The 10,761-nt window shown below is 69.9% G+C and carries 12 protein-coding genes; 1 reads left to right on the top strand and 11 read right to left on the bottom strand.

Going from position 1 to position 10,761, the window contains the following annotated elements:
- The 9 genes from VFX99_RS14885 to VFX99_RS14845 all read right to left on the bottom strand — a co-directional run.
- A partial coding sequence (locus VFX99_RS14885) for an aldehyde dehydrogenase family protein (protein ID WP_329667075.1) occupies positions 1–1,152 on the bottom strand: 1,152 nt, incomplete at its 3' end.
- Positions 1,153–1,162: 10 nt separating this feature from the next.
- Positions 1,163–2,170 carry a deoxyribose-phosphate aldolase gene (gene deoC, locus VFX99_RS14880; protein WP_329667074.1) on the bottom strand — a complete coding sequence of 336 codons (1,008 nt, stop codon included), beginning with the start codon at positions 2,168–2,170 and terminating at the stop codon, positions 1,163–1,165.
- A 70-nt stretch (positions 2,171–2,240) separates the two neighbouring features.
- On the bottom strand, positions 2,241–2,621 hold the full coding sequence (locus tag VFX99_RS14875; protein WP_329667073.1) for a hypothetical protein: 381 nt from the start codon (positions 2,619–2,621) through the stop codon (positions 2,241–2,243).
- 54 nt (positions 2,622–2,675) lie between these two features.
- Positions 2,676–3,635: a bifunctional riboflavin kinase/FAD synthetase gene (locus tag VFX99_RS14870; protein WP_329667072.1), complete on the bottom strand. Its 960-nt coding sequence runs from the start codon at positions 3,633–3,635 to the stop codon at positions 2,676–2,678.
- Positions 3,632–4,081 (bottom strand): hypothetical protein, encoded by a 450-nt coding sequence (locus VFX99_RS14865; RefSeq protein ID WP_329667071.1) that lies wholly within the window; start codon positions 4,079–4,081, stop codon positions 3,632–3,634. Before VFX99_RS14865 ends, VFX99_RS14870 begins: the two co-directional genes overlap by 4 nt.
- Positions 4,082–4,105: 24 nt before the next feature.
- On the bottom strand, positions 4,106–4,474 hold the full coding sequence (locus VFX99_RS14860) for a hypothetical protein (protein WP_329667070.1): 369 nt from the start codon (positions 4,472–4,474) through the stop codon (positions 4,106–4,108).
- On the bottom strand, positions 4,471–5,370 hold the full coding sequence (gene truB / locus VFX99_RS14855) for a tRNA pseudouridine(55) synthase TruB (RefSeq protein ID WP_329667069.1): 900 nt from the start codon (positions 5,368–5,370) through the stop codon (positions 4,471–4,473). Before truB ends, VFX99_RS14860 begins: the two co-directional genes overlap by 4 nt.
- On the bottom strand, positions 5,370–6,056 hold the full coding sequence (locus VFX99_RS14850) for a uridine kinase (RefSeq protein ID WP_329667068.1): 687 nt from the start codon (positions 6,054–6,056) through the stop codon (positions 5,370–5,372). Before VFX99_RS14850 ends, truB begins: the two co-directional genes overlap by 1 nt.
- Positions 6,057–6,079: 23 nt before the next feature.
- Complete coding sequence (locus VFX99_RS14845; protein WP_329667067.1) at positions 6,080–6,691, bottom strand: hypothetical protein; 612 nt, start codon at positions 6,689–6,691, stop codon at positions 6,080–6,082.
- A gap of 148 nt (positions 6,692–6,839) precedes the next feature.
- Here VFX99_RS14845 and VFX99_RS14840 point away from each other — a divergent pair, with 148 nt between their 5' ends.
- The gene (locus tag VFX99_RS14840) at positions 6,840–7,706 is read left to right on the top strand and encodes an A/G-specific adenine glycosylase (RefSeq protein ID WP_329667066.1); all 867 of its coding nucleotides are present in this window, start codon (positions 6,840–6,842) and stop codon (positions 7,704–7,706) included.
- A gap of 13 nt (positions 7,707–7,719) precedes the next feature.
- On the opposite strand, the gene rbfA is transcribed toward VFX99_RS14840, so the two are convergent.
- Positions 7,720–8,211 (bottom strand): 30S ribosome-binding factor RbfA, encoded by a 492-nt coding sequence (gene rbfA, locus VFX99_RS14835; RefSeq protein ID WP_329667065.1) that lies wholly within the window; start codon positions 8,209–8,211, stop codon positions 7,720–7,722.
- 99 nt (positions 8,212–8,310) lie between these two features.
- Positions 8,311–10,761, bottom strand: a 2,451-nt coding sequence (gene infB, locus VFX99_RS14830; RefSeq protein ID WP_329667064.1) for a translation initiation factor IF-2, incomplete at its 5' end; no start/stop codon positions are given.

Raw genomic sequence — 10,761 nt, 5'->3', positions numbered from 1 at the left:
GATGCGGTTGACGGGCGCCACGCCGGTGAAGAGCGTGGGCGCGAACCAGTAGCCGCGCTCGGGCAGGGTGCACGCGATCGTGCGGCGCGTCGCTCCCTCGCGCTCGCCCGCGTCGACGAGCGCCTCGATGCGCTGCAGCTGCGCCGCCGAGTTGATGGCCCCCACGTCGGTGTTCTTGTCGAGCGGGTCGCCGAGGCGCAGCGTCGACAGCCGCTGCTTGAGCCGGTCGATGACCTCGTCGTGCACGTTCTCCTGCACGAGCAGTCGGCTGCCGGCGCAGCAGACGTGGCCCTGGTTGAAGAAGATGCCGTTGACGATGCCCTCGATCGCCTGGTCGACGGGCGCATCGTCGAAGACGATGTTGGCGGCCTTGCCGCCCAGCTCGAGCGTGAGCTTCTTGCCGGAGCCGGCGACCTCCTTCGCGATCGCGCGGCCCACGGCGGTGGACCCGGTGAAGGCGACCTTGTCGACGTCCGGATGTGAGACCAGGGCGGCGCCGGTCTCGCCGGCACCCGTGAGGATGTTCACGACGCCGGGAGGCAGGTCGGCCTGCTGCAGGATCTCGGCGAAGACCAGAGCCGACAGCGGAGTGGTCTCGGCGGGCTTGAGCACGACGGTGTTGCCCGCCGCGAGGGCCGGTGCGATCTTCCACGCGAGCATCAGCAGGGGGAAGTTCCACGGGATGACCTGGCCCGCGACGCCGAGTGCCCGCGGGCTGGCGCCGAGGCCGGCGTAGTCGAGCTTGTCCGCCCATCCGGCGTAATAGAAGAACCATGCGGCCACGAGCGGCACGTCGACGTCGCGGCTCTCCTTGATCGGCTTGCCGTTGTCGAGGCTCTCGGCGACCGCGAGCTCGCGCGCCCGCTCCTGCACGAGGCGTGCGATGCGGAAGAGGTACTTCCCGCGGTCGCGGCCGCTCATCTTGGACCAGGTCTTGTCGTACGCGCGGCGTGCGGCGGCGACCGCGCGATCGACGTCCGCCTCGCTCGCTGCCGAGATCGTGGCGATGTGGGATTCGTCGGCGGGCGAGATCGTGGCGAAGCTCTTGCCCGTCCCCTCGACGAAATCGCCGTCGATGAAGAGGCCGTATCCGTCGCGCAGGTTCAGGATGCTGCGCGACTCGGGCGCGGGCGCGTACTCGAGGAAGCTCATGGTTCGTCTCTCAGTCGATCGTCACGTAGTCGGCGCCGGAGTATGCCCCGGTCCGAAGCTTCTGCCGCTGCAGCAGCACGTCGTTCAGCAGGCTGGACGCCCCGTAGCGGAAGAGGTGCGGCTGCAGCCATTCCTCGCCCACCGTCTCGGCGACCGTCACCAGATACTTGATCGCGTCCTTGGACGTACGGATGCCGCCGGCTGGTTTCACGCCGATCTTCTCGCCGGTCGCGCGATGCCAGTCGCGGACGACTTCGAGCATCAGGAGGGTGACGGGCAGCGTCGCGGCGGGCTGGACCTTGCCGGTGGAGGTCTTGATGAAGTCCCCGCCGGCGAGGATCGCGAGCCACGATGCGCGCTTGACGTTGTCATATGTGTTCAGCTCGCCCGTCTCGAGGATCACCTTGAGCGACGCGTAGGTCCCATCGTCTCGGCGGCACGCCTGCTTGACGCGGGCGATCTGGTCGAACACCAGACCGTAGCGGCCCGCCAGGAACGCGCCGCGGTCGATCACCATGTCGATCTCGTCCGCGCCGGCGGCGACCGCATCCGCGGTGTCGGCCAGCTTCACCTCGAGCGACGCGCGACCGCTCGGGAAGGCCGTCGCGACCGCGGCCACCGACACGAGCCCGTCGTCCGGATCGCCGTGTGCGGCGCCGAGCGCGGCGACGGCATGCGGAACCATGTCCCCGTAGACGCACACCGCTGCCACTCGCGGGCACGTCGGGTCCGCGGCGTCGGGCTTCAGGCCCTTCGCGACGAGCGAGCGCACCTTGCCCGGCGTGTCGGCGCCCTCGAGCGTCGTCAAGTCCATCAGGCCGATGATCTTGTCGAGCGCCCACGCCTTCGACGTCGTCTTGATGGAGCGCGTGCCCAGTCCGGCAGCGCGCTGCTCGAGCCCGACGGCATCGACCCCGGCGAGCCCGTGGAGGTACCGGCGCAGGGTGGTGTCGTCCGGCTCGCCGCCGAGCAGATCGACCGCGCGTTCGGGCAGTGTCTGCAGATCGGTCCGACTCATGGCTTTCTCCTTCTCCTCGGCGCTCCCGCGAAGGTCTGCCCCGATCTGCGGTCTGCGAGGGCGGAGTCGCTCACCGCCTGGACTGCGGACCGGAATCGGATGTCACCCGCCGGTGTCGCAGCATCACGATCACACCGAGCCCGACGACGACCAGGAAGGCGATCGTCAGCGCGGTGAACGCGAACCAGTTCGAGTCCAGGGCGAGGACCATCGCCGCCGAGATCACGGCGATCGCGGCTGCGGCGAGCTTCGATCCGAGCTTCAAGCCTACCCCCGCCGGAACGCGCCCCGCCGGGGCGTCGTCGCGGGCCAGGATGAGGTCCGCGAACCCGTCGAGGGTCGCCAGCAGCGCGGCGGAGTAGGCGACGGCACACCCCAGCGCGCCCCACAGGTTCACAGGCTTCGGCGGCGCAGCGTCGACCGCCGCGAGGAGCAGAATCAGGGGTTCCACCCCACCGATCGTAGGGTGCACCGACCGGCCGGTCTACGGCGTGCGGATGGCCCTTCAGGCGAGGGCTGCCCGGACGCGCTCGACGTCGTCGGTCATCTGCGCGATCAGCGCGTGGACGCCCTCGAACGCGGCCATCCCGCGTATGCGCGCGACGAACTGGATCTCGACCTCGCGGCCGTAGAGGTCCAGATCGGTTTCGTCGAGCACATACGCCTCGACCTGCCGGACGGCCACGTCGTCGAACGTCGGATTCATCCCGACCGAGATGGCAGCAGGGTAGCGCGCACCGCGGCGCAGCCCGTCGGCGGAGCCCTGATCGACGAGCCAGCCCGCGTAGATCCCGTCGGCCGGCACGAAGCCCTCCAGGTCGGGCGACAGGTTTGCGGTGGGGAAACCGAGCTCGCGCCCCCGCTTGAGCCCTTGAACGACCTCGCCCCACACGGATGCCGGGCGGCCGAGGAGCTTCGCAGCCGTCTCGACGTCGCCGTCACCGAGCAGTTCGCGGATCCACGTCGACGAGACGCGTCGGCCCGCGTCGATCGCGCGCACGTCGTCGACGACGTCGACGTCGAAGCCCAACTCGGCGCCCAGCTCGCGCAGGACGTCGGGGTTTCCCGCGCCGCCGCGCCCGAATCGGAAGTCGCCGCCGACGAGGACCGTTCGCACGGAGAGCGCGTCCACCAGCACGCGATGAACGAACTCACCAGGAGTGAGGTCGGCCAGCTCCCGGTCGAACCGCAGCACCAGTGTCGCGTCGATGCCGGTCTCGGCCAGCAGCTGGATCTTCTGGTGCACGCCGATGAGGTCGACGGGGCAGATCTCAGGCCGCAGCAAGGCGAGTGGGTTGCGATCGAAGGTGACCGCGACGACGCGGGCGCCGCTGGTCGCGGCGTCCACGCGCGCACGATCCAGGACCGCGCGGTGGCCGGAGTGGACGCCGTCGAACTTGCCGATCGCGACGACGGACGGGCCGAAGCCGGCGGGCACATCGGACGGATCGCGGAAGACGATCACGGGCGCACCTGAGCGCTGTGCAGCTCCGGCGCGGCCCTCGCATCGACCGGCGGATGCGTGGCGAGCCACCAGATTCCGAAGAAGGGCAGTACCAGCGGAACGAACAGGTAGCCCATGCCGAACCACGACCACACCGTCGGATGCGCGAACAGGTCGGGCAGCAGCAGACTCAGGGTGCCGATCACGAGCACACCCGCCAGCTCGAAGCAGATCGCGACCCAGGCGGTGACGTACCACCCGCGGGAGCCCGCGAAGATCAGCGCGAGAGTGGCGAGGATGTACACGGCTGCGGATGCCGCGGACAGCGAATACGCCAGCGGCGCCTCGTCGAAACGCTGCACGATCTGAACGAAGGAGCGGCCGGTGGCGGCGAGCGCCATGATCGCGTAGACGATCACGAGCACACGGCCGATCCCGGTCATGCGGGGGCGGGTTCTCGACGACATGACTGTCTGATCATACGGGCTGGGTCAGGCGATCTGGATCGTCCAGATCGCCTGCATCCGCCACACCATCACCGCGATCGCGAGGGCCGCGATGCCCAGGATGAACGTGCTCCATCGGCTGCGTTCGAGCAGCGCCCAGGCGACCGCGGAAGGCGGGATGAGGGCTGCCGAGACCAGGTACACCCAGAACTCCAGCAGACTCCCCGTCGGCGGATTGCCCGCCCACGGAGCGACGATCGCGATGATGATCTGCACGATCAGCAGGAGCTCGACGAGTGCGAGAGCGCCGACGCTGAGGTCGCTGGGACGCCGCCCGGCGAGGCCGAGCACCACGCAGAGCAGTCCGGCCGCCACCGCGACGAACACCTGCGCGAGGGTGAACCACAGGATCATGACGACGCCTCCGCGGGGAGGTTCATGGCGCTCTTCACGTCGTCGCCACGTCGCTCCACGATCCCCACGAGCACGCCGGTGGGATCGATCGCCGCGGCCGGGCCACCGCCGAGGCGGGCTGCGGCGCCGGGGAGTCGCTTGCCGTGACGCAGTTCCCGTGCCTCGTCGTTCGACACGGGGAACGTGCCGAGCACGGCTGCGGCCACGTCCGCGGGGTTGCGCAGCCGGGCGTGGGCGAGCTCATCCAGAGATGACGCGCCTTCGACACCGAACGGACCGATGCGGGTGCGCCGCAGCGCCGTCAGGTGGCCTCCGACACCGAGTGCGGACCCGAGGTCGCGTGCGAGTGCGCGTATATAGGTGCCACTCGAGCAATCGACGACGACATCGAGATCCAGGAAGCGGCCGGCCGCTGACTCCGGGCGCTCCGCATGGATCACCTCGAACCGCGACACCGTCACCCTCCGCGCGACGAGTTCGACCTCCTCCCCCGCGCGCGCCAGATCGTACGCGCGTCGACCGCCGACCTTGATCGCCGAGACGCGACTGGGCACCTGGGAGATCTCACCTGTCAGATCGGCGATCTCGGCCGTCACTGCCGGAATGGTCACCGCCCCGGCATCCGTCACCGTCTGAACCGTGCCGTCGGCGTCATCCGTGTCTGTCGTGGCGCCGAGACGGATCGTCGCGGCATACGTCTTGTCGAGGCCGACGATGAACGTCAGCAGCCGGGTCGCCGCCTCGACGCCGAGGATCAGCAGGCCCGTCGCCATCGGATCCAACGTGCCCGCATGGCCGATCTTGCGCGTGCCGAGCGCCCGGCGCGCGCGCGCGACGACGTCGTGGCTCGTCATCCCGCCCGGCTTGTCGACGAGCAGCACCCCGGGTGCGGGCATCAGCAGGAGTCCTGGAACACCCGGCGCGGGTGGGCGAGGTCGCCGTTGTCGACGATCGCGGACGCCTCCGCGCGCGGCTGCGCCTCCTTCAGATAGAGCTCCTGGCCTTCGCGGTGGCGCGCGTTCGACGACGCGGCGGGGCTCGGGTCGGATCCGTCGCGCAGAGCCATGCGCTGGAAGGCGACATCGACGGGCACGTCGAGCCAGACCGACCAGTGCCAGAGCCCGCGCAGCTCGGGGCGCAGCAGGAAGATCCCGTCGACGATGAGCACCGCGTCCCGCGGGGCCGTCGTCCACGCCGCCTCGACCGGGGTGTCTCGGCGCAGATCGAAGGCCGCGAGCTGGAACCCGGTGGTCCCGCCGGTCTGGGCACCCTCGCGGAACGGGTCGATCAGCACGCGTCGGAACGTCGCGTAGTCGTACGAGTCTCGGTAGTAGCCCTCCGGCGACCGTCGTCCACGCGCAAAGCGCTCGATCCGAGGGCGGTGGAAGTCGTCGATCGATGCGCGGAACACCGCCGAGCCATCCTCGGCGAACACTTCGGCGAGGGCATCGGCGAAGGCTGTCTTGCCGGCGCCGTCGATGCCGTCGACCGCGATCATGATGCGGCCGCCGCGATAGTGCTGACGGACCTCGTCGCGCAGTTCACGCATCAGCGTGGTCGCGGGTGTGTTCGGGAGGCGCACGCTTCCAGCCTACGGCTGGCGGATCAGCCGCAGATCTCGTACGGAGGCTGTTCCGCGTTCGTCACCCACACCGAGCTGATCACAGGCGATGGCTCGCGGTAGTAGAAGAACATCGAGTCCACCACGATGTAGTGGATATCCGGCGCCGACTGCTGCGTGGTTTCGGTCGCTTCCGGGTAGGCCGCCCGAACCTCATCCACGGTCGACCCGACACCGATGCCGGCCGCCGTCCGCGGTCCTCCGACCGCATATGGCTCGACCCAGTCCGCCCAGAATACGAGTTCGAGCGGGCCCGCGTCGTCGGTCGACGGGTCGCGGACGACAACGAGTTGGTCGCCGTTCGCATCCTTCCACCACACCGAATGCCGACAGATCTCCGGATCGCGCTCGACCGCCGTGGGCAGTCGGGCGACACCATCCGAGAACGGAGCATTCACCGTGATCGGGCCGATCCCCTCCTCGGTGATGAGCCACGTCGAGGGGTCGGCGGGGTCCTCCGTCGGCGTCGGCGTCGGCGACGCCGTCAACGTCGGCGTCGGCGTGATCATCGACGGAGCCGCCGTGGATGTCGGCTCCGCGGTCGGCGCAGCCGTCCCGGACGCTGTCGCGCAGCCGGCGAGCAGGAATGCCGACACGAGAAATGAAACCGTATATGCCGGTCGCCGCATGAAGTGCCTTTCGAGGGGATCCAGATCAGCCTACGGGTCGCTGCATCGACCGCCTGCGCGCGCGAAGCGTTCGGAATCGAACCGTGATGCGATGCACGCGCCTAGGCTGATCCGCATGCCCGAAGTCGCCGCGCCGCTCATCGCGTGGTTCCGGCGGAACGCCCGGGACCTGCCGTGGCGGCATCCGGAATACGGTGCGTGGGGCGTACTCGTCAGCGAGTTCATGCTGCAGCAGACGCCGGTCAACCGGGTGGTCCCGCACCTGAAGGCGTGGCTGGCCCGGTGGCCGACGCCGACCGCTCTGGCCGCCGACACTCCGGCCGAAGCGGTGCGGCAGTGGGCGAATCTCGGCTACCCGCGGCGCGCGCTCTGGCTGCATCGTGCAGCGGTCGAGGTCCGCGACCGGCACGCGGGGGTGGTCCCGCGCGACGTCGACGCGCTGCTCGCCCTGACCGGGATCGGCGACTACACGGCGCGCGCGGTGGCCGTGTTCGCCTATGGCGACCGGCATCCGGTCGTCGACACCAACACGCGGCGCGTGCTCGCGCGCGCGATCGACGGACGATCGCAGCCCGGGCCGCCGTCGCGATCCGACCTCGCCGCGATGGACGCCCTCCTGCCCGACGATCGGACGGAGGCCGCCGTCGTCAACGCCGCCACCATGGAACTCGGGGCGACGGTGTGCACCGCGCGCGTCCCGCACTGCGAGATCTGCCCGATCACCGCTGCGTGCGCCTGGCGCGCGGCCGGCTACCCGGACACCGGCGACCTACGACGGCGGCAGGCGCGCTACGACGGCAGCGACCGGCAGGCGCGCGGTGCGGTGCTCAGATCATTGCGGGATGCTTCGGCCTTCGGCATCCGCGCGGAGGAGCTGATCGCCGACTGGGCGGACGGGCTCCAGCGCGACCGCGCGATCACATCACTCGCCGACGACGGGCTCATCGAGCTGATCGACGGACGAGCACGCCTGCCGCTGTGAGCGCGCCGACTGCTCAGCCTTCGGTGCGCTCGACACCCTCGAGGTCGGCTTCGGCCTGCGCCTCGTCGAGTTCATCGAGCTCGTCGAACTCGCGCGGCTTCACATAGGGATCGGCCTCGCCCGCGTACTGAGCGGATGCCGCGAGGCCGGCGACGGCCTGGTCGCGCTCCCGCGCCTCACGCAGCAGCGCCGCGATGTGGTCGGCGTTCTCCGGAATCGCGTCCGGGATGAACTCGAGCGACGGAGTGAGCCGCACGTTGAGCTGCTTGCCCACCTCGCTGCGCAGCATCCCGGTCGCGGACTTCAGCGCCTCCGCCGATGCCGCGCGCTCCTCGGCGTCGCCGAGGACGGTGAAGAACACCGAGGCGTGCTGCAGGTCTCCGGTCACCTTCACGTCGGTGATCGTGACGAACCCCAGCCGCGGGTCGCGCAGACCCCGCTCGATCCGCTCGGCCAGGATGACGCGGATGCGGTCGGCGAGCCGAGCTTGACGTTCAGAAGCCATTGTTGCCCTCCCAAATCAGGCGAGTGAGGTGCCGGCCTGCGCCGGCGACGGTTCCGGACGCCGCACTGGGCAGCGTGGCGTCCGGAACCGGAGTGGGCTCTAGGAGCGCGGCTTTTCGACGAGCTCTGTGGTCTCGATCTCATCACCGATCTGAATGTCGTTGAACTTGCCGAGTCCGATTCCGGCCTCGTAGTCCGTCCGCACCTCGGTGACGTCGTCCTTGAACCGACGCAGCGACTCGATGGCCAGGCCATCGGCGACCACGACGCCATCGCGGATGACGCGCGCCTTGGCGTTGCGCGTGATCGTGCCGGAGCGGACGATGACACCCGCGATGTTGCCGAACTTGGAGGAGCGGAACACCTCTCGGATCTCGGCCACGCCCGACTGCACCTCTTCGAACTCCGGCTTGAGCATGCCCTTGAGGGACTGCTCGACGTCGTCGATCGCGTTGTAGATGACCGAGTAGAACCGCGTGTCCACACCCTCGCGCGAAGCGCGCTCGCGCGCCTTCGTGTCGGGGCGGACGTTGAATCCGATGATGATCGCGTTGTCGATCGTCGCCAGGTTCACGTCGGATTCGGTGATGGCACCGACACCGCGGTGGATGATCCGCAGCTGCACCGAGTCGTCGACCTCGATCTTGAGGAGCGATTCCTCGAGCGCCTCGACGGCACCCGACACGTCGCCCTTGATGATGAGGTTGAGCGATTCGACCTTGCCCTCTTCGAGAGCGCGGGTGAAGTCCTCGAGCGAGATGCGCTTGCGAGCCTTGGCCAGCTGAGCGTTGCGCTCGGCGGCTTCGCGCTTCTCGGCGATCTGGCGGGCCAGGCGATCCTCTTCGGTGACGATGAAGGTGTCACCGGCGCGAGGCACCGAGTTCAGACCCTGCACCTGCACGGGACGGGACGGCCATGCCTCGAGAACGGCTTCGCCGTTCTCGTCGGCCATGGCACGCACGCGACCGTACGCGGTTCCGGCGACGATGGCGTCACCGACCCGGAGCGTACCGGACTGGATCAGCACGGTCGCGACCGAACCGCGGCCCTTGTCGAGCTTCGCCTCGATGGCGACGCCGCGCGCGGCCTTGTTCGGGTTGGCGGTCAGGTCCAGACCGGCATCCGCGGTCAGCAGGACGGCGTCGAGGAGATCCTGGATGCCGGTGCCTGCGCGAGCCGAGACGTCCACGAACTGCACGTCGCCGCCGTACTCCTCGGCGACCAGCCCGTACTCGGTGAGCTGCTGGCGCACCTTGGCCGGGTTGGCGTCGGGCTTGTCGACCTTGTTGACCGCGACCACGATCGGCACTCCCGCCGCCTGGGCGTGGTTGAGCGCCTCCACCGTCTGCGGCATGATGCCGTCGTCGGCGGCGACCACGAGGATGGCGATGTCGGTCACCTGCGCACCACGGGCACGCATGGCGGTGAACGCCTCGTGACCGGGCGTGTCGATGAAGGTGATCGCCCTCTCGTGCCCGTCGTGCTCGGTCCAGACCTGGTACGCACCGATGTGCTGGGTGATTCCGCCGGCTTCGCCCGCGACCACGTTCGTCTGGCGGATCGCGTCGAGCAGCTTGGTCTTACCGTGGTCGACGTGACCCATCACGGTCACGACCGGAGGACGGATCTCGAGGTCTTCCTCGTTCTCGTTCTCCAGCTCGGCGTCGAGGTCGAGACCGAAGCCCTCCAGGAGCTCCTTGTCCTCGTCCTCGGGCGAGACCATCTGGATCTTGTAGCCGAGCTCGGCACCGAGCACCTCGAACGTGGCCTCGTCCAGCGACTCGGTCGCCGTAGCCATCTCACCGAGATTGAACAGGATGGTGACCAGGGTTCCGGGCTGGACCGTGTAGCCGGTCAGGGTCTCGATCTTGTCGGCGAAGTCCGAGATCGATGCGCCGCGGCGCATGCGGATGATCTCGCCGTTGCCGCGCGAGACGTTGATGCCGCCGACGACCGGTGCATCCCGCATCTCGAACTCTTGACGCTTCGCCCTGCGCGACTTGCGCTGCTTGGACTTGCCGCCGCCCTTGCCGAACGCTCCGGCCGTGCCACCGCCGGGACCGCGCCCACGACCGCCGCCACCGCCGGGACGACCGGCGAAACCGCCGGCGGGTGCACCACCGGGCGCGCCACCGGGCCGCTGGAACCCGCCACCGGCACCGCCGGGACGACCGGGGCCGCCGGGACGCTGCTGGAACGGAGCGCCACCGGGGCGACCTGCCCCGCCGGGACGACCGGGACCGCCGGGACGGGCGCCGGGAGCGCCCGGACGCGGCGCGCCGGGACGCGGCGCCTGCGGACGCGGGATGTTGCCGGGACTCGGGCTCGGACGCTGGCCCATGCCCTGCGCGCTCGCGAACGGGTTGTTGCCCGGGCGCGGGCCGGCGGGACGCTGACCCATGCCCTGCGAGCTGGAGAACGGGTTGTTGCCGGGACGCGGTGCGCCGCCCGGGCGGGGAGCGCCGGGCGCCGCGACATCGCCCGAGGGCTGTGACGCGGGCGGGGCCGCGGGTGCGGCGGCTGCCGGCGCGGGAGCGGCAGGGGCAGGAGC

It is taken from the genome of Microbacterium sp., assembly GCF_036277215.1.
In the GTDB taxonomy this organism is placed as follows: Bacteria; Actinomycetota; Actinomycetes; order Actinomycetales; family Microbacteriaceae; genus Microbacterium.
Note: the sequence above shows the minus strand (reverse complement) of the source record. Positions and strands in the feature narration are given on the sequence as shown.